12 protein-coding genes are annotated in these 20,111 nt (G+C 68.1%); 3 read left to right on the forward strand and 9 right to left on the reverse strand.

The genetic code is table 11. The annotated features are described in order from the left end of the window. Positions 1-260: 260 nt before the first annotated feature. The 8 genes from QE399_RS01585 to apbC all read right to left on the reverse strand — a co-directional run bounded on the left by QE399_RS01585 (position 261) and on the right by apbC (position 14,758). The gene (locus QE399_RS01585) at positions 261-1,739 is read right to left on the reverse strand and encodes a glutamate synthase subunit beta (protein WP_309825597.1); all 1,479 of its coding nucleotides are present in this window, start codon (positions 1,737-1,739) and stop codon (positions 261-263) included. Between the two features lie 89 nt (positions 1,740-1,828). Next, positions 1,829-6,562, reverse strand: coding sequence for a glutamate synthase-related protein (locus QE399_RS01590; protein ID WP_309825598.1), 4,734 nt, complete (start codon positions 6,560-6,562; stop codon positions 1,829-1,831). Positions 6,563-6,749: 187 nt separating this feature from the next. Continuing rightward, positions 6,750-7,448, reverse strand: coding sequence for an REP-associated tyrosine transposase (locus QE399_RS01595; RefSeq protein WP_309825599.1), 699 nt, complete (start codon positions 7,446-7,448; stop codon positions 6,750-6,752). 164 nt (positions 7,449-7,612) lie between these two features. Continuing rightward, positions 7,613-7,987: a hypothetical protein gene (locus QE399_RS01600; RefSeq protein ID WP_309825600.1), complete on the reverse strand. Its 375-nt coding sequence runs from the start codon at positions 7,985-7,987 to the stop codon at positions 7,613-7,615. Continuing rightward, positions 7,984-10,305, reverse strand: coding sequence for an FdhF/YdeP family oxidoreductase (locus QE399_RS01605; protein WP_309825601.1), 2,322 nt, complete (start codon positions 10,303-10,305; stop codon positions 7,984-7,986). Before QE399_RS01605 ends, QE399_RS01600 begins: the two co-directional genes overlap by 4 nt. A 363-nt stretch (positions 10,306-10,668) precedes the next feature. After that, on the reverse strand, positions 10,669-12,354 hold the full coding sequence (locus tag QE399_RS01610) for an OFA family MFS transporter (protein ID WP_309825602.1): 1,686 nt from the start codon (positions 12,352-12,354) through the stop codon (positions 10,669-10,671). A 336-nt stretch (positions 12,355-12,690) separates the two neighbouring features. Next, positions 12,691-13,632, reverse strand: coding sequence for a LysR family transcriptional regulator (locus QE399_RS01615; RefSeq protein ID WP_309825603.1), 942 nt, complete (start codon positions 13,630-13,632; stop codon positions 12,691-12,693). Between the two features lie 34 nt (positions 13,633-13,666). Beyond that, positions 13,667-14,758, reverse strand: a complete 1,092-nt coding sequence (apbC, locus tag QE399_RS01620; RefSeq protein ID WP_309825604.1) for an iron-sulfur cluster carrier protein ApbC — start codon at positions 14,756-14,758, stop codon at positions 13,667-13,669. Between the two features lie 201 nt (positions 14,759-14,959). Between apbC and QE399_RS01625 the strand changes: the two genes are divergently transcribed. After that, positions 14,960-15,526 carry a restriction endonuclease gene (locus QE399_RS01625; RefSeq protein WP_309831896.1) on the forward strand — a complete coding sequence of 189 codons (567 nt, stop codon included), beginning with the start codon at positions 14,960-14,962 and terminating at the stop codon, positions 15,524-15,526. A 48-nt stretch (positions 15,527-15,574) separates the two neighbouring features. Next, a complete protein-coding gene (locus QE399_RS01630) occupies positions 15,575-16,822 on the forward strand; it encodes a patatin-like phospholipase family protein (RefSeq protein WP_309825605.1) in 1,248 nt (415 codons plus the stop codon). 107 nt (positions 16,823-16,929) lie between these two features. Here the strand turns inward: QE399_RS01630 and QE399_RS01635 are convergent, their stop codons facing one another. After that, positions 16,930-17,640, reverse strand: a complete 711-nt coding sequence (locus QE399_RS01635; protein ID WP_309825606.1) for a P-loop NTPase family protein — start codon at positions 17,638-17,640, stop codon at positions 16,930-16,932. Positions 17,641-17,925: 285 nt separating this feature from the next. Between QE399_RS01635 and metG the strand changes: the two genes are divergently transcribed. Next, a complete protein-coding gene (gene metG / locus QE399_RS01640) occupies positions 17,926-20,064 on the forward strand; it encodes a methionine--tRNA ligase (RefSeq protein WP_309825607.1) in 2,139 nt (712 codons plus the stop codon). Positions 20,065-20,111 lie beyond the last annotated feature (47 nt).

Genomic DNA, 20,111 nt, shown 5'->3' on the forward strand with positions numbered 1-20,111 from the left:
ATCGGAAGAGGAATCCAGCCCGTATTGTCTCCGAGACGGCGGCCGGCGCTCCAAAACGGTGCGCCGCCGCCCTGGGAACGGGGCGCTGGCTGACGCGGCCGTCACACCGCGGCACGCAAAAAGAAGAGCTGCTTGCGCCCGTCTCGCTTGCATTTCAAGGACAAATGACCTTGAACACAAGCAGTGACGAGCGCAAGCAGCTCTTTATTCGATAGCAACCATCACCGCAGCCACTCCCAGTGGCGCGGCGGCGGCCCGGGTCAGCGCGGCAGGTCGGAGTAGCCCATCAGAAACTCGTCCACCGCCCGCGCGGCCTGGCGGCCTTCGCGGATGGCCCAGACCACCAGCGACTGGCCGCGGCGGATGTCGCCGGCGGCGAACACCTTGGGCACGTTGGTGGCGTAGCCGCCGTCGAAGTCGGTGGTGGCGCGGGCATTGCCACGCGCATCCTTGTCCACGCCGAAGGCTTCCAGCACGGCGGCGACCGGGCTCACGAAGCCCATGGCCAGCAGCACCAGGTCGGCCTTCAGGGTCTGCTCGGAGCCCGGCACCTCGACCATCTTGCCGTCCTTCCATTCGACGCGCACGGTCTTCAGGCCGGTGACCTTGCCCTTCTCGCCGACCAGCTCCTTGGTGGAGATGGCGAACTCGCGCTCGCAGCCTTCCTCGTGGCTGGAGCTCGTGCGCAGCTTGATCGGCCAGTAGGGCCAGGTCAGCGGGCGGTTCTCCACTTCGGGCGGCTGGGGCATCAGCTCGAACTGCGTGACGCTGGCCGCGCCATGGCGGTTGCTGGTGCCCACGCAGTCGCTGCCGGTGTCGCCGCCGCCGATCACGATGACGTGCTTGCCGTCGGCGCGCAGCTGGCCTTTGAGCTTGTCGCCGGCGTTGACCTTGTTCTGCTGCGGCAGGAACTCCATGGCGAAGTGCACGCCGTCCAGGTCGCGGCCGGGCACGGGCAGGTCGCGCGACTGCTCGGCGCCGCCGGTCAGCAGCACGGCGTCGAAGTCCTTGTGCAGTTGCTCGGGCGTGATGGTTTCCTTGGCCCAGTTGGTGACCTTGGAGCCTTTGCCCAGGCCGTCCTTCTCCGCACCGATGAACACGCCGGTGCGGATGGTGACGCCCTCGGCCACCATCTGCTCGGCGCGGCGGTCGATGTGCGACTTCTCCATCTTGAAGTCGGGAATGCCGTAGCGCAGCAGGCCGCCGATGCGGTCGTTCTTCTCGAACAGCGTCACGTCGTGCCCGGCGCGCGCCAGTTGCTGGGCGGCGGCCATGCCGGCCGGGCCGGAGCCCACCACGGCCACCTTCTTGCCGGTCTTGTGCTTCGCCGGCAGCGGCTTGACCCAGCCCTCGGCCCAGGCGCGGTCGATGATGGCGTGTTCGATGGACTTGATGCCCACCGCGTCGTCGTTCACGTTGAGCACGCATGCGGCCTCGCAGGGCGCGGGGCAGATGCGGCCGGTGAACTCGGGGAAGTTGTTCGTGCTGTGCAGCACGGCGATGGCGCTCTTCCAGTCCTGCTGGTAGACCAGGTCGTTGAAGTCCGGAATGATGTTGTTGACCGGGCAGCCGTTGTTGCAGAACGGCGTGCCGCAGTCCATGCAGCGCGCGCCCTGGATCTTGGCCTGCGTGTCATCGAGGCCGATGACGAATTCCTTGTAGTGCTTCAGGCGCTCGCCGACGGGCTTGTAGCCCTCTTCGATGCGCTCGTATTCCATGAAGCCGGTGGTCTTTCCCATGATGTCTGTCCTGATGTCTGTGGATGCTGTGCGAGCCGAGCGGCTGGCCCGTATGGCCGGGCGCCGGGCCGCTCTGCGGGGCTGCCGCCTTACTTGGCGGGGACCGCCTCCTTCTTGGGAGGGTTGGCGACGGCGGGGGTCGCGGGCTCCTCCAGCACCTTGCGTTCATGGATCTCGGACAGGGCGCGCTTGTACTCGGTCGGGAAGACCTTGACGAACTTCGCCCGCGAGGCCGCCCAGTTGTCCAGCAGCTCGCGCGCACGCTTGCTGCCCGTCCAGCGGTTGTGGTCTTCCAGCAGCTTCTTGAGCTGCGCCTCGTCGGTCTGGCCGCGGTGCCAGATGCCGGGCGACATGCTGGTCGCCTGCTCGTCGGCGGGCAGGATGCGCTCCAGCGTCACCATCGACAGGTTGCAGCGCGTATCGAACAGGCCGTCCTCGTCGTACACGTAAGCCACGCCGCCGCTCATACCGGCGGCGAAGTTGCGGCCCGTCTTGCCGAGCACCACCACCGTGCCGCCCGTCATGTACTCGCAGCCGTGGTCGCCCGTGCCTTCCACCACCGCCGTGGCGCCCGACAGGCGCACCGCGAAGCGTTCGCCGGCCACGCCGCTGAAGAAGGCTTCGCCATTGGTCGCACCGTACATCACCGTGTTGCCCACAATGGTGTTGCGGGGCGTCTCACCGCGGAAGTCGATGGACGGACGCACGATCACCCGCCCGCCCGACAGGCCCTTGCCGGTGTAGTCGTTGGCGTCGCCGATCAGGTACAGCGTGATGCCGCGCGTCAGGAACGCACCGAACGACTGGCCGCCCGTGCCTTCCAGCTGGATGCGGATGGTGTCGTCCGGCAGGCCCTCGGGATGGGCACGCGTCACCGCGCCGGAAAGCATGGCGCCCACGGAACGGTTCACGTTGCGCGCCACTTCCATGAACTGCACGCGCTCGCCCTTCTCGATGGCAGGCCGGCTGCGCTCGATGAGCTTGCGGTCCAGCGTGTGCTCGATGTTGTGGTCCTGCACGTCCACGTGGAAGCGAGGCACGTCGGCAGGCACTTCGGGCTGGGCGAAGAGGCGGCTGAAGTCCAGGCCGCGGGCCTTCCAGTGGGCGATGCCGGCGCGCATGTCGAGCAGGTCGGCGCGGCCGATCAGGTCGTCGAACTTGGCGATGCCCAGCTGGGCCATGATCTGGCGCACTTCTTCGGCGATGAAGAAGAAGTAGTTCACCACGTGCTCGGGCTTGCCCGAGAACTTCTTGCGCAGCTCGGGGTCCTGCGTGGCCACACCCACCGGGCAGGTGTTCAGGTGGCACTTGCGCATCATGATGCAGCCCTCGACCACCAGCGGCGCGGTGGCGAAGCCGAACTCATCGGCCCCCAGCAGCGCGCCGATGGCGACGTCGCGGCCGGTCTTCATCTGGCCGTCGGCCTGCACGCGCACGCGGCCGCGCAGGCGGTTCAGCACCAGCGTCTGCTGGGTTTCGGCCAGGCCGATCTCCCACGGGCCGCCCGCGTGCTTGATGGACGACCAGGGCGATGCACCCGTACCGCCGTCGTGGCCGGCGATCACCAGGTGGTCGCTCTTGCACTTGGTCACGCCCGCGGCGATGGTGCCCACGCCCACTTCGGACACCAGCTTGGTGGAGATGCTGGCGTGCGGCGCCACGTTCTTCAGATCGTGGATCAGCTGGGCCAGATCCTCGATGGAATAGATGTCGTGGTGCGGCGGGGGCGAGATCAGGCCCACGCCCGGCACGCTGTGGCGCAGCTTGCCGATGTAGTTGGTCACCTTGCCGCCGGGCAGCTGGCCGCCCTCGCCGGGCTTGGCGCCCTGGGCCATCTTGATCTGGATCTGGTCGGCCGAGGACAGGTACTCGGCCGTGACGCCGAAGCGGCCCGACGCCACCTGCTTGATGCGCGAGCGCAGCGAGTCGCCGTCCTGCAGGGGCAGGTCGACCTCGACGTTCTCGGCGCCGATCACGCTCTTGAGCGTGTCGCCCTGCTTGATCGGGATGCCCTTCAGCTCCTGGCGGTAGCGGCGCTCGTCCTCGCCGCCTTCGCCGGTGTTGCTCTTGCCGCCGATGCGGTTCATCGCCACGGCCAGCGTGGCGTGCGCCTCGGTGGAGATGGAGCCCAGCGACATGGCGCCGGTGGCGAAGCGCTTGACGATCTCCTTGGCGGATTCGACCTGGTCGACCGGGATGGCCTTGGCGGGATCGAACTTGAACTCGAACAGGCCGCGCAGCGTCATGTGGCGGCGGCTCTGGTCGTTGATGATCTGCGCGTATTCCTTGTACGTGTTCCAGTTGTTGGCGCGCGTGGAATGCTGCAGCTTGGCGATGGCATCCGGGCTCCACATGTGCTCTTCGCCACGGGCGCGCCAGGCGTATTCGCCGCCGGAGTCCAGCATGGTCTCCAGCACGGGGTCGTCGCCGAACGCCGCCTTGTGCATGCGGATGGCTTCCTCGGCAATCTCGAACACACCGATGCCTTCCACGCGGCTGGCCGTGCCCGTGAAGTACTTGCCCACGGTGTCGGTGTTCAGGCCGATGGCCTCGAACAGCTGCGCGCCGCAGTAGCTCATGTACGTGCTCACGCCCATCTTGGACATGATCTTGGACAGACCCTTGCCGATGGCCTTCACGTAGTTGTAGATGGCCTTGTCCGGCGACAGGTCGCCGGGCATGTCCTTGTGCATCTCGGCCAGGGTTTCCATGGCCAGATAGGGGTGCACGGCCTCGGCGCCGTAGCCGGCCAGCACGGCGAAGTGGTGCACTTCACGGGCGGTGCCGGTCTCGACCACCAGACCGGCCGTGGTGCGCAGACCTTCGCGCACCAGGTGCTGGTGAATGGCGGAAAGCGCCAGCAGCGCAGGGATGGCCACCTGCGTGGCGCTCACCTGGCGGTCGCTGATGATGAGGATGTTGGCGCCGCCCTTGATGGCGTCCACGGCCTGCGCGCACAGCGAGGCCAGCTTGGCCTCCACGCCTTCGTGGCCCCAGTCCAGCGGGTAGGTGATGTCGATCACCGCGCTCTTGAACTTGCCCTGCGTGTGCTGCTCGATGGCGTGCAGCTTGGCCATGCCGGCGAAGTCCAGGATGGGCTGGCTCACTTCCAGCCGCATCGGCGGGTTGACCTGGTTGATGTCCAGCAGGTTGGGCTTGGGGCCGATGAAGCTGTTGAGCGACATCACGATGGCCTCGCGGATCGGGTCGATCGGCGGGTTGGTCACCTGGGCGAACAACTGCTTGAAGTAGTTGTACAGCGGCTTGTTCTTGCTCGACAGCACGGCCAGCGGGCTGTCGTTGCCCATGGAGCCGATGCCCTCTTCGCCGTTCTTGGCCATGGGGGCCATCAGGAACTTGATGTCTTCCTGCGTGTAGCCGAAGGCCTGCTGGCGCTCCAGCAGCGGCAGCTCGGCCGGCTGCGGGCTGGCGGACGCCTGCTCGCCGACGTTGTCGAGCTTGATGCGCAGGTTCTCGATCCACTGCTTGTACGGCTTGGTGTTGACGATGTTGGCCTTCAGCTCATCGTCGTCGATCATGCGGCCCTGCTCCAGATCGATCAGGAACATCTTGCCGGGCTGCAGGCGCCACTTGCGCACGATCTTGTTCTCGGGGATCGGCAGCACGCCGGATTCCGACGCCATCACCACCAGGTCGTCGTCGGTGATGCAGTAGCGCGAGGGGCGCAGGCCGTTGCGGTCCAGCGTGGCGCCGATCTGGCGGCCGTCGGTGAACACGATGGAGGCCGGGCCGTCCCAGGGCTCCATCATCGCGGCGTGGTATTCATAGAAGGCGCGGCGGCGCTCGTCCATGGTGGTGTGCTGTTCCCACGGCTCGGGGATCATCATCATCACGGCTTGGCTGATGGGGTAGCCGGCCATGGTCAGCAGTTCGAGGCAGTTGTCGAACGTGGCGGTGTCGGACTGGCCCGCGAAGCTGATGGGGTAGAGCTTCTTCAGGTCGGCCGCCAGCACGGGCGAGGCCATCACGCCTTCGCGCGCCTTCATCCAGTTGTAGTTGCCCTTGACGGTGTTGATCTCGCCGTTGTGCGCCACGTAGCGGTACGGGTGGGCCAGCGGCCATTCGGGGAAGGTGTTGGTGGAGAAGCGCTGGTGCACCAGGCCGATGGCCGAGACGCAACGTTCGTCCTGCAGATCCAGGTAGTACGTGCCCACCTGGTCGGCCAGCAGCAGGCCCTTGTAGACCACGGTGCGGCTGGACATGCTGGGCACGTAATACTCTTTGCTGTGCTTGAGCTTGAGCGCCTGGATGTTGGCGCTGGCCGTCTTGCGGATCACGTACAGCTTGCGCTCCAGCGCGTCCTGCACGATCACGTCGTTGCCGCGGCCGATGAAGACCTGGCGCAGGATGGGCTCCTTCTTGCGCACCGTGGGCGACATGGGCATGTCCACGTTCACCGGCACGTCGCGCCAGCCCAGCAGCACCTGGCCCTCGGCCTTGATGGCGCGCTCCATCTCCTGCTCGCAGGCCAGGCGGGAAGCGTGTTCCTTGGGCAGGAAGATCATGCCCACGCCGTACTCGCCGGCGGGCGGCAGCTGCACGCCCTGCTTGGCCATCTCTTCGCGGTACAGCGCGTCGGGGATCTGGATCAGGATGCCCGCGCCGTCGCCCATCAACTTGTCGGCGCCCACGGCGCCGCGGTGGTCGATGTTCTCGAGGATCTTCAGCGCCTGGGTCACGATATCGTGACGCTTGACCCCCTTGATGTGGGCCACGAAGCCCAGGCCGCACGCATCGTGCTCTTGGTCGGATGCATACAAACCGTGCTGTTGCAGGTGCTGGATTTCGGCGGCCGTAGTCATGGCGCACTCTCCTCAGGGAAATGGGTCGCAGGGACCGCAAGGTTAGTGCAATGCAACATGCTTGCGCAAGCAGATTAATTAGGGTCAGATACTATTTATAAATAGGAATTTTTCTCATTTATTTATATTGGGGACATATTAAAAACAGGAGCAACAAACCTAAATCTACTAACGGTTTCCATTTTCTTCAGGTAGGGATGACGGGCTTGGGCGGTCGGCCAGCACGGGATTTGGTCACCCGGCGCACCGTGCTCTTCTGCAACTCCGCCGCGAATTTTTCATCGCCCAGGGCCCATCCGGCCAGCGCGGACGCGGTCAGATCCGCCTGGTCGGCCCCGCTGACGCCGCCCTGCACCAGCGCGCCGTAGGCGGCCTCGCGGGCGAAGGGCGTGTTGCCCAGCGACCAGTACAGGGCATGCGGCGTGATCAGCCGCTCGTGCCGCAGGCCCCGCGCGTGGGCATGGCTGGACCAGGGGTAGTCCGCCGGCTGGGCCACCAGGCCGGCGCGCACCGGGTTGAGGTCGAGGTAGGCCATGCACGGCAGCAGGTAGCGGGCGGCATCCAGCACCGTCGAGCGGTAGCGCCCTTCCCACAGCGTGCCACTACGGCCGTGGCGGTTGTTGAAGGTCCGCACGTAGCTGCGGCCCACGGACTGCATCAGCTGCGGCAGCCCCTCGGCCGTCTGTGGCGTGGCCAGCAGGTGGAAGTGGTTGGGCATGAGCACATAGGCGTGCACCGCGACGCCGGCCTTGCGGGCGTGCTCGCCCACCAGGGCGAGCAGGGCTTCGCGGTCCGCATCGTCCACGAAGATGGGCTGGCGGTTGTTGCCCCGCTGGATGACGTGGTGGACGTAGCCGGGCAGGGTCAGGCGGGGAAGACGGGCCATGGTGCGGTTGCGAAGGAGCGGCAGCAACCCGCATGGTATGCGAATCCGTCCCCGATTAGCGTGGCGACCCTGCCCCGGAGCGACCGCCGCTTGCCCTATGCATCAAAATGGCCCGCAGCGCTTATCCTGAAAGCGCATACAGCTATTTTTTTTATAGCAAAGCACTAATCCGCAGAATCCGCCAGCCATTCGGCCAGCGCGCGCCCGGCAGGCGTCAGGGCGGCCAGCCAGCGGCCGTCATCCTGTGTCACCCGCACCCAGCCGGGGCCGGGAATGCCGCCCAGCGCGGCATCGCCCATGAGTGTCAGTTCGCGCAGCACGGCACTGGCGCCCACACCCAGGCGCTTGGCCAGACGGGGCAGCGAGACGCTGGCCGGTGGCGGAGGCGCTGCCGAAGCCCCCTCCCCGCCGTGACCATCGGCCCCGACGGTGGACGCCGCAGGCCGCGGCCGGGCCTCCTCGTCCAGCACCTGCAGCAGCGCCACGGCCAGCGGCCGCTGCAGCAGCGGGTGCAGGCTGGCGGCGCCGTCCTCTGTCATGCCGGCACGGCGTCGGGCCGCGGTCCGGTGGGAGCGGGCTCGTGCGGCACCACCAGCACGGGTATGGACTTGGAGGTGGGCGTGCCGGCCGTCTCCGCCACGGCCGACAGCGGCACCAGCGGGTTGGTCTCGGGGTAGTAGGCGCCCACGTTGCCGCGCGGAATGTCGTAGGCCACCAGCTTGAAGCGGTCGGCCCGGCGCTCCTGTCCATCGCTCCACACGGTATGCAGGTCCACCCAGTCGCCGTCCTTCAGGCCCAGCGCGCGGATGTCTTCGGCGTGGATGAACAGCACGCGCCGCTGGCCGTAGACGCCGCGGTAGCGGTCGTCCATGCCGTAGATGGTGGTGTTGTACTGGTCGTGCGAACGCGTGGTGAACAGCGTGAACACGATGCGGTCCTTGATGCGCTCGCGTGCGCGGTGCGTGGGCGTGTCCAGCGGAATGGGGGCCGGGTAGAAGCTGGCCTTGCCCGACGCCGTGTTCCACACCCGCTCGCTGGCCGTGTTGCGCAGGCGGAAGCCGCCCGGCACGGCCACGCGCTCGTTGAAGCCGCGGAAGTCGGGGAAGACCTTCTCGATCTCGTCGCGGATGCGGGCGTAGTCCTCAATCAGCCACAGCCACGGCACCTGGCTGCGGCCCGCCAGCGTGGCGGCCGCCAGGCGGGCGACGATGGCCGGCTCGGACAGCAGATGCTCGGACGCGGGCGGGTTGATGCCCACCGAGATGTGCACCATGCTCATCGAATCCTCCACCGTCACGCCCTGCGGGCCGGTGGCCTGCATGTCGATCTCGGTGCGGCCCAGGCAGGGCAGGATCAGCGCCTCGCGGCCGTGCACGAGGTGGCTGCGGTTGAGCTTGGTCGTCACATGCACCGTCAGGTCGCAGTTCTGCAGGCCCTTCCAGGTCTGGTAGGTGTCGGGCGTGGCCGATGCGAAGTTGCCGCCCAGCGCGAAGAACACCTTGCCGTTGCCGTCCAGCATCTGCTGGATGGCCTCCACGGTGTCCACGCCGGGCGCGCGCGGCGGCTCGAAGCCGTACACATCGCGCAGCGCGTCCAGCAGCGCAGCCGGCGGCTTCTCCCAGATGCCCATGGTGCGGTCGCCCTGCACGTTGCTGTGGCCGCGCACGGGGCAGGCGCCCGCGCCTTCGCGGCCCAGGTTGCCGCGCATCATCAACAGGCTGACGATGGCCTGGATGGTGGCCACCGAATGCTTGTGCTGCGTGATGCCCATGCCCCAGCAGGCGATGACACGCTTGGCGCCGAGGTACACGTCGCCGGCGGCGCGCAGTTGCTCCTGCGACAGGCCGGACTCCTGCTCCAGCAGCGCCCACGATTCGGCGCGCAGATCGGCCGCCAGGGCCTCGAAGCCCTGCGTGTGCTCGGCGATGAAGGCATGGTCGAGCACGCCGCCCCGGGCGTCCTCGGCCTCGATCACATGCTTCATGATGCCCTTGACCGCAGCCAGGTCACCGCCCACGCGAAGCTGGAAGTAGTGCGTGCTGATGGGCGTGGAGCCGCCCGAGACCATCTGCAGCTTGTCCTGCGGATCGGTGAAGCGCTCCAGCCCGCGCTCGCGCAGCGGGTTGAAGCTGGCGATGCGGGCGCCGCGCTTGTGCGCCTCGCGCAGTTCGCCCAGCATGCGCGGGTGGTTGGTGCCCGGGTTCTGGCCGAAGATGAAGATGGCGTCCGCGTGCTCGAAGTCCTGCAGCGTCACCGTGCCCTTGCCCACGCCGATCTGCGGGCGCATGCCGCTGCCGCTGGGCTCGTGGCACATGTTGGAGCAGTCGGGGAAGTTGTTCGTGCCGTACTGGCGCACGAACAGCTGGTAGAGGAACGCCGCCTCGTTGCTGGCGCGCCCCGAGGTGTAGAAGATGGCCTGGTTCGGATCGGGCAGGGCGCGCAGGTGCTTGGCGATCAACGCGAAGGCGTCGTCCCAGGCGATGGGCCGGTACTGGTCGCTGGGCGCGTGGTAGGCCATGGGCTGCGTCAGGCGGCCCTGGTCCTCCAGCCAGAAATCGCTCTGGTCGGCCAGTTCGGCCACCGTGTACTGCGCGAAGAACTCCGGGCCCACGCGGCGCGCGGTGGCTTCGGCGGCCACGGCCTTCACGCCGTTCTCGCAGAACTCGAAGGTCGAGGCATGGTTGCGGTCGGGCCAGGCGCAGCCCGGGCAGTCGAAGCCATCCGGCTGGTTGGCCGACAGCAGCGTCTTGGCGCCCTTGATCGGAATCTCCTGGCGCAGCAGCGTGTTCTTCACGCTGTTGAGGGCACCCCAGCCGCCGGCTGAACCCGTATAGAACTCGATCTTCTGTTCTTTCATCGCAATCTCCGATCGCAGCGGCTCCTGGGTGCTGGCCGCTACGTGATCCCTGCAGCGCCCCGAATAAAACGCTGCATGGGTGAATTCTTCAGCGGGACACGGCCCTGGCGACATCCACCAGGAAACCGTCATGGCCTCTCCGGTCCGATGGCCGCGGAGCAGGCCGCGCCAGCAGACGCTGTGGAAACGGCTTGGCCGGGCCACCAGCGTCGTCCCCCTTCCCGCCCCGCGCAGCGGGTCGAGAGCGGGGGCTGAGGGCCGCGGCTCCCAGCCTGCCTGCGCAGGCTGGGACGTGCCCGAAGGGCTGTCGCCTCTGGCGGCTGCTCGGAGCGGCATCGCCGCTCAGGGGGTTGCCCCCGTCCTTCAATGGAAGAACTTGGCCGTGCTCAGCAGCGTCTTGTAGATGCCCCAGCACAGCGGAATCCCCACCAGCAGCCAGGCCAGCGCCACGGTGACCGGCGACGTGGTGCCGCCACCGCCCGTGCCGCTGCCCACTTCGGCCGCGGCGGCCTTGTCGTGCGCCAGGCGCTTCTCTTCGGCCAGCTCGGCGTCGGTCATGAAATGCTTGTCGGCCACGGGGCGCACCAGCAGGTTGGCGATCAGGCCCACGGCCAGCATGCCCACCAGGATGTACATCGTCTGGTTGTACACCTGCTCGCGCGGGATGCCCAGGCCCAGCTGGTAGTCGCGCATGTAGTTCACCACCACCGGGCCCAGAATGCCCGCCGTGGCCCAGGCCGTCAGCAGGCGGCCGTGGATGGCGCCCACGTTCTGCGTGCCGAACAGGTCGGCCAGGTAGGCCGGCACCGTGGCGAAGCCGCCGCCGTACATCGACAGGATGATGCAGAACGCGGCCACGAACAGCAGCTTGCTGCCCGCCGAGGCGCTGGAGGGGATGCTGAAGTACAGCAGGCCGCCCAGGATGAAGAACACGGCGTAGGTCGCCTTGCGGCCCAGGCGGTCGGAGATGCTGGCCCAGAAGAAGCGGCCACCGATGTTGAACAGGCTCAGCAGCGCAGTGAAGCCGGCGGCGACGCCGGCGATGGCGGCCAGCTGGCCCTTGTCGAGTTCGCTGTACTTCAGGTCGAGGTTGATCAGCCCGCCGCCGAACACCTCCTGCAGCATCGGGCTGGCCATGCCGATCACGCCGATCCCGGCCGACACGTTCATGCACAGCACCACCCACACCAGCCAGAACTGGGGAATGCCCCAGACCTTCTTCACGTGCACGTGGCGCTGCGTGATCATGGTGTTGTTGGCCTGTGCAGGAGGCGGCGTCCAGCCTTCCGGCTTCCAGCCGCTCGGGGGCACGCGGTAGCCCAGCGCACCGCCCATCATGAACACGAAGTACACCAGGGCCATCACCACGAAGGTCTGCGCAACGCCCACGTCGGTGGGGGTGGCGAACACCTTCATCAGTTCGGCCGCCAGGGGCGAGCCGATCATCGCGCCGCCGCCGAAGCCCATGATGGCCATGCCGGTGGCCATGCCGCGGCGGTCAGGGAACCACTTGATCAGCGTGGACACGGGCGAGATGTAGCCCAGCCCCAGGCCGATGCCGCCGATCACGCCAGAGCCCAGGATCATCATCCAGAACTGGTGGGTGTAGATGCCCAGCGCCGACAGCAGCATGCCGCCGCACCAGCACACGGCCGACACCACGCCGGCCTTGCGCGGGCCGGCACGTTCCAGCCAGCCGCCCCAGATGGCGGCCGAGCAGCCCAGGAACACGAAGAACAGGGTGTACATCCAGCCCAGGGTGGCCACGCTCCAGTCGCACTGCGTGGTGAACAGCTGGGCGAAGAAGCCCACGTCCTTGCCGCAGGCCACGCCGGTGCCGGCCGTCTGCAGCGCCTTGGACAGCGGCAGCCAGAACACCGAGAAGCCATAGGCCATGCCAATGCACAGGTGGATGGCCAGGGCGGCCGGTGGCACCAGCCAGCGGTTGAAGCCCGGGCCGGCGATGATGCGTTCCTTGCTCAGAAAGCCCGGTGCATCGTCGCCCTGCAGCGCGGCGAAGCCGGCGGCGCTTGCGGTCGATGTGTTCATGAAAAGTCCCTCTACGAATGAAATGTGATCCGTTGTTATTGATCTAGATCAATAGCGGGGCGGAGTGTCAGAGGGTGTCTGATTTGCGTCAAATTGAATCAGCACATGGGTCGATTCAGCTTTTGAATGATGCGGTGCAGCACCGCTGAGGCGGGACGGCGCCGAGGGGAAACGGCGCACAGCGGCATCACAACCGCCGTTTTGCTATTCAATACATAGCTGCATGCGCTTTCCCACCGAGGTTTCTGGCACTAAATATGCCTCAACCGCAGATGTGGAAAGCGCGTGTCGCTATGTTTTTTGATGCGCCGCGGCCGCCCAGGCGGCCGGCCCCGCTCAGCCCGGCAGGTCGCCGTAGTGCGCCGCCAGCTGCTCTTTCCACTCGGGCGTGTCGAGCAGTTCCAGCGCCGAGCCCAGGGCGCGCGACACGCGCGGGCCGCGCTGCGTCATGAAGCCGATGGGCGTGCGCACTTCCGGCCCCATCAGCGGCAGCGCCTCCAGGTTCGGCTCGCTGCGCACGGCGGCCACCATGGCGCCGGGCAGCACGCTGCACACATCGCCCGCCACCACGCTCAGTACCAGGGTGATGACCGAGTTGGTCTCGATGGCCGGCGCCACCGGCATGCCGGAATCGCGCAGCGCCGAATCCATGATGGAGCGGTTGTGCATCTCCTGCGTGAGCAGCACCAGCGGGTGCCGCGCGGCCTCCGCCCAGCTGACCGGCGCGCCGATGCGCAGCTGCGCCGCGGGCTCGGCGGAGCGCCGCAGCAGGTAGTAGCGCTCGATGCACTGCGGCCAGGCGCGCAGGTTCACGCCCTGCGCCTGCATGCGCTCGGAATAGCCCAGGGCCAGGTCCAGCGACAGGTCTTCCAGCCCCTGCTCCAGATCGCGCGAGCTCATCGACAGCACCACGGGCACGATGCCCGGATGGCGTTGCCGCAGCACGGCGGCAAAGCGCGAGAGGATGGGAATGGCCGTGGGCACGGCCGCCATGCGCAGGCGGCCTTGCGGCGCGAGTTCGGTGCCCCGCAGTTCCTGGCGCAGCACCTCGTTGTCGCGCAGCATGCGCCGGGCCGTGGTGAGCACGGCGCGCCCTTCGTGCGTGAGGCCGGCGTACGCCCGCCCCCGCTGCACGATCACGACCGCAAACTCCTGCTCCAGCGCCCGCAGCGCATTGGACAGCGCCGGCTGCGTGATGTGGCAGGCCTGCGCGGCGCGGCCGAAGTGGCGGTGCTCGTCCAGCGCCACCAGATAGCGCATCGCAGCCAGCAGGTTCATGGTCGTCCGAAGCCCCCGGTGCGCGGCACGCGCCTCAGGTGCCCTTGCTGATGGTGATGGACGGGAACTTGGACGAGAAGTCCTTGGCCTGCTGCGCGATCTTCACGGCCACCGTGCGGGCGATGGTCTTGTAGATGCCGGCCACGTCGCTGTCGGGCTCGGCAGCCACCGTGGGCCGGCCGCTGTCGGCCTGCTCGCGGATCGACAGCGCCAGCGGCAGTGCGCCCAGGTAGTCCATGCCGTAGTTCTCGGCCAGGCGCTTGCCGCCCTCGGCACCGAAGATGTGCTCCTGGTGGCCGCAGTGCGTGCAGATGTGCACGGCCATGTTCTCCACGATGCCGAGGATGGGCACGCCCACCTTCTGGAACATGGTGATGCCCTTCTTGGCATCGAGCAGGGCAATGTCCTGCGGCGTGGTGACGATGACGGCACCCGTCAGCGGCACCTTCTGCGACATGGTCAGCGCCACGTCGCCCGTGCCGGGCGGCATGTCGACGATGAGGTAGTCGAGGTTGTCCCAGCGCGTCTGCATGATGAGCTGCTCCAGCGCCTGGCTGGCCATGGGGCCGCGCCAGATCATGGCCTGCTCGTCGCCCACCAGGAAGCCGATGGAATTGACCTGCAGACCCAGGGCGCGCTTGGGCTCCATGAGCTTGCCGTCCAGGCTCTCCACCTTGCCCGAGGCGCCCGTCATCATGGGCTGGCTGGGGCCGTAGATGTCGGCGTCGAGCAGGCCGACCTGCGCGCCCTCGGCCGCCAGAGCCAGCGCCAGGTTCACGGCCGTGGTGCTCTTGCCCACGCCGCCCTTGCCCGAGGCCACGGCGATGATGTTCTTCACGCCCGGCAGCAGCTGCACGCCGCGCTGCACCGCATGGGCGATGACCTTGGTGGTGATGTGGACCGACACGTTCTCCACGCCCGGCACCGCCTTGGCCGCCGCGACGAACTGGCCGCGCAGCGCGGGGGCCAGGCTCTGGGCAGGGTAGGCCATCTCCACGTCGAAGGCCACGTCGCCGCCCGTGATCTGCACGTTGCGCACAGCGCGCGCGCCGACGAAATCCTTGCCCGTGTGCGGGTCGGGCACGCTGGCCAGCGCGGCGAGCAATGCCTGTTCTGTGACTGCCATATGGTTGGTATCTCCTGTGGGAGCGGTAGTCTATCGAAGGGGCCGGACCCGGAACGCCCGTAGGGAGAATCGCCCGGCGGCGCCCCGGCCCCATGCCGCGTGGCGCCGCACGTGCAGGGGCATTGGCGGCGCGCCGGGGCATTTCCCGCACAATGCGCGCCGACCGCTCCAACCCCGAGGACCCTTTCCGTGAAATTCAAGATGGCCCCCAATTCCCTGTTCGCGATCCTGCTGCGCTCGCCGTGGTGGGTGAGCTGGGCCATCGCCGGCGCCATCGCGCTACTCTGCGGCGCGCTGCTGCCGGGCCACCTGGCGCCGTATGCCGCCGTGGGCGTGCTGCCCATCTTCATCGTCGGCTGCATGTCGGCGTGGCGCCAGCTCAGGGCGCCCAGCCCGGCCAAGGTGCAGGCCGCGTTGGCGCAGGCCGCGGCCATGTCGTGGCGCGACTTCGCGGCCGCGCTGGAAGCGGCCTGGCAGGCCGACGGCCAGAGCGTGCAGCACCTCACCCAGTCGCAGGCCGACCTGCGGCTGGACAAGGCAGGCCAGTCGGTGCTGGTGAGTGCCAAGCGCTGGAAGGCCGCCACCCACGGCGTGGAGCCGCTGCGCGAGCTGCAGTCCGCCGTGCAGGTCCAGGGCGCGCAGGCGGGCATCTACATCGCCATGCAGGGCAAGGTGAGCGACAACGCCCGCAGCTATGCCCGCGACCAGGGCCTGGTGATCATGGAAGGCGACGCGCTGGCCGCCCTGCTGCTGCGCCGGCTGCGCTGAGCGCGGCAGAGCGAAGCAAGGCACCGCCGCGGCGGGCATACTGCGCCCATGACCGCCCGCCCCCGCCCCGCGCCCGCCGCCATCCCCCAGGTCGGCCTGGTGCTCACCGGCGGCGGCGCCCGGGCCGCCTACCAGGTGGGCGTGCTGGAGGCCATCTCCGACCTGCGCATCGCCTGCGGCGCCGGGCGCGAGCCCAACCCCTTTCCCATCATCACCGGCACGTCGGCCGGGGCCATCAACGCCGCGGCGCTGGCCTGCGGTGCCGACCACTTCGACCGCGCCGTGCGGCGCATCGCCCACGTGTGGCGCCACTTCCGCGCGCAGCAGGTCTACCGGGCCGATTCGCTGAGCGTGATGCGCAGCGGCGCGCGCTGGCTCACGCTGCTGTCCATGGGCTGGATGCTCACCCGCTGGCGCCGCATGCGCCCCCGTTCGCTGCTGGACAACGGCCCGCTGCAGCAGCTGCTGGTGCAGCTCGTGCCGCTGGCGCGGCTTCCGCGGCTCATCCGGCAGGGCCACCTGCGGGCCCTGGCTGTGACAGCGTCCAGCTACACCTCCGGCGAGCACGTGACCTTCTTCGAGGCCGGCGATGCGCTGCGCCCCTGGGTGCGCTCGCAGCGCAAGGCGGCGCGCGACCGCATCACGCACGGGCACCTGCTGGCGTCGTCGGCCATTCCGTTCGTCTTTCCGGCCGCCCCCCTGGAGCTGGACGGCTACACCGAGTACTTCGGCGACGGCTCGATGCGCCAGTCCGCGCCCATCGCGCCGGCCATCCACCTGGGGGCCGAGCGCATCCTGGTGGTCGGCGCGGGCCGCATGCACGAGCCCGCGGGCGCCGCGCCGCCCGCTGCGGCCCCGGCCTACCCTTCGCTGGCCCAGATCGCCGGGCACGCACTGTCCAACATCTTCCTGGATGCGCTGTCGGTGGACGTGGAGCGCGCCCAGCGCATCAACCAGACGCTGGCGCTGATCCCGCCCGAGCTGCGCACCCACAGCCCACTGCGCCCGCTGGAACTGCTGGTGATCGCCCCTTCGCAGCGGCTGGACGAAGTGGCCGCCCGCCACGTGGCCGACCTGCCCAAGCCCATCCGCACCCTGCTGGGCGCACTGGGCGTGACGGCCACCCGGCAGGACGTGCGCGGCGCCGCCCTCGCCAGCTACCTGCTGTTCGAGTCCGGCTACACGCGCGAGCTGATGGCCCTGGGGCGCGCCGACACGCTGGCGCGCCGCGCCGAGGTGTGCGCCTTCTTCGGCTGGAAGGACCACGGCAACCCGGTGCGCGAGCCCGCCCTGTGAGAGGGTGCCCCTGGCAACCCGCGCGCATTTCCCGGCGCGCGCACAGCCTGCAAGCCTGATGCGCTTGCAGCTCGGCACCTCCCGGGCCTGTCGGCCCGGCCGGCGCCTCAGTCGCCCAGCGGCAAGGCGTCCAGCTCGGCGTAGGCGCGCTTGAGCCAGGTCTTCACCCGCTGGCGCTCCAGCAGACCCAGGGCCTCCGGGCCCGCCGTGCCATGGGCGGCCGCCCAGAAGCTGGCGTTCTGGCGGTCGATCTTGCGCATGCTCGCCTCGTGCAGCGGGGCCAGGTCCACCACGTGTCCGCCGGCCTCGCGCACCTTCTGGAGCGCGGGCGACGCGTCGAGCTGCGAGAAGTCGCTGCCGCGGCCCCGGTTGCGCACGACGATGTAGCCGGGCGCGTCGCCGTAGGTCGTGACCAGGCGCTCCAGCAAATCCACCGAGTCCTTGCCCGCGTCCGCCACGTGCCAGAAGTTCACGGCCACGCCCATGTCGGCCATCAGCGGCACCAGATCGGAGTCTTGCACCCAGCGCGCCAGCGGGGCAGCCGTCTGCGCGGCCAGGTCGACGATGACGTGCGGCACCGGCGCTCCGGCGGGCAGCGCCTCGTACACGCCGGCGATCGCGTCCAGCCCCTCGTAGCTGTCCACCACCACCGGGGCGGCGTAGTCGGCATAGAAGCGCTGGAACGAGGTGTGCGAACGGTCGGTGTCGAACCCCGTGAAGGCGCGCCCGTGGTCGATGAAGTACTGCGCCAGCAGACGGGCCACGACGGACTTGCCGACGCCGCCCTTCTCGCCACCGATGAAATTGAGGGATGCCATGGGTTTCCTTGGGTCAGACCGAAAAAGCGGAGGGGAAGCAAGACGTGTGCACAACCGGCTGTGCACGCGTTGCGCTGAAAGGGTTGGCGGCGGACCAAGGCGGTAGGGCGGCCGCCTCGGGGCAGCCTCGCAGATCACCCGGGGCCGCAGCCACCTCGCATGCCCATTCTTGCAGAGCGACCCGCAGCCGGTGCGGTCCCATGGCCCGCCGCGCCGTGCCGCCAGATCCGAACCAGGGCACGCACCCCCTAAAATCGCCCGTTCCGCCCGAGAAAGCCGCATTCCATGACGTCCCCCGCACGCCACCTCTTCGTCACCACCGCCCTGCCCTACGCCAATGGCAACTTCCACATCGGCCACATCATGGAGTACATCCAGGCCGACATCTGGGTGCGGTTCCAGCGCATGCAGGGCAACGCGGTGAACTTCGTGGGTGCGGACGACACCCACGGCGCGCCCATCATGATCGCCGCCGAAAAGGCCGGCAAGACGCCCCAGCAGTTCGTGGCCGGCATCGCCGCCGGGCGCAAGCAGTACCTGGACGGCTTCCACATCAGCTTCGACAACTGGCACAGCACCGACGCGCCCGAGAACCACGAACTGGCCCGCCAGATCTACCGCGACCTGCGCGACAGCGTCGACGGCAGCCTGATCGAGGTGCGCACCATCGAGCAGTTCTTCGACCCCGAGAAGAACATGTTCCTGCCCGACCGCTACATCAAGGGCGAGTGCCCCAAGTGCCACGCCAAGGACCAGTACGGCGACAACTGCGAGGTCTGCGGCACGGTCTACGCCCCCACCGACCTGATCAACCCGTTCTCGGCCCTGTCCGGCGCCAAGCCCGAGCTGAAGGCCTCCGAGCACTTCTTCTTCAAGCTGTCCGATCCGCGCTGCGTGGCGTTCCTGGAGCGCTGGACGCAGGACGGCAAGCTGCAGCCCGAAGTGGCCAACAAGATCAAGGAATGGTTCACCGTCCGTACCAACCCGGACGGCACCACCAGCGAAGGCCTGGGCGACTGGGACATCAGCCGCGACGCGCCTTACTTCGGCATCGAGATTCCCGACGCACCGGGCAAGTACTTCTACGTGTGGCTCGATGCGCCCGTGGGCTACCTGGCCTCGCTCAAGAACTGGTTCAGTCAATCGGCAACAGGGGGCGGCCCCAAGGCCGCGCATGGCGACACACGCAGCTTCGATGAATACATCGCCGCGCCCGACACCGAGCAGTACCACTTCATCGGCAAGGACATCGTTACCTTCCACACGCTGTTCTGGCCCGCCATGCTGCACTTCAGCGGCCGCAAGACGCCCAACAACGTCTTCGTGCACGGCTTCCTCACCGTGAACAACGGCGAGAAGATGAGCAAGAGCCGCGGCACCGGCCTGGACCCGCTCAAGTACCTGAGCCTGGGCATGAATGCCGAATGGCTGCGCTACTACCTGGCCGCCAAGCTCAGCGCACGCAACGAAGACATCGACTTCAACGCCGAGGACTTCATGCTGCGCGTGAACAGCGACCTGATCGGCAAGTACGTCAACATCGCCAGCCGCGCGGCGGGCTTCCTGACCAAGCGCTTCGGTGGCCAGCTGACCCGCGACTTCGGCGCCACCGGCGGCGCGCTGCTGGCCGAGATCCGCGGCGCGAGCGACGCCATCGCCGCCCTGTACGAAGCGCGCGAATACAGCAAGGCCACGCGCGAGATCATGCTGCTGGCCGACAAGGTGAATGCCTATGTCGACCAGAACAAGCCCTGGGACCTGGCCAAGGACGCCGCCAACAACGAGGCCCTGCACCAGGTGTGCTCGGTGCTCATCAACACCTTCGCCGCGCTCACGCGCTACCTGGCGCCGGTGCTGCCGGGCCTGGCCCGGTCGGTGGAGCAATTCCTGGGCGTGGACCTGCAGCGCTGGAACGTAGCCGGCGACGTGCAGGCCATCCAGCCCTACCAGCACCTGATGCAGCGCGTGGCGCCCGAGCAGCTTGAAGCCTTGTTCGAGCCCCCAGCGCAGGCAGCACAAGCGCCAGCAGCTACCGAAACAGGAGCAGAAGCAGGCAGCGCCCCGGGCGGCGAAGAGCTGGCGCCCACGATCACCATCGACGACTTCACCAAGATCGACCTGCGCATCGCGCTGATCGTGAACTGCGAAGCCGTGGAGGGCTCGACAAAGCTGCTGCGCCTGACGCTGGACGTGGGCGAAGGCCGCCACCGCAACGTCTTCAGCGGCATCGCCAGCGCCTACCAGCCCGCCGACCTGATCGGCAAGCACACGGTGATGGTCGCCAACCTGGCGCCGCGCAAGATGAAGTTCGGCGTCAGCGAAGGCATGGTGCTGGCCGCCAGCCATGGCGACGAGAAGGCCCAGCCGGGCATCTACGTGCTCAACCCCTGGCCCGGCGCCACGCCCGGCATGCGCGTGCGCTGAACAGCATTGCCCCATGAAAAAAGGCCCCTCGGGGCCTTTTTTCATGG

It is taken from the genome of Paracidovorax wautersii (assembly GCF_031453675.1).
In the GTDB taxonomy this organism is placed as follows: Bacteria; Pseudomonadota; Gammaproteobacteria; order Burkholderiales; family Burkholderiaceae_C; genus Paracidovorax.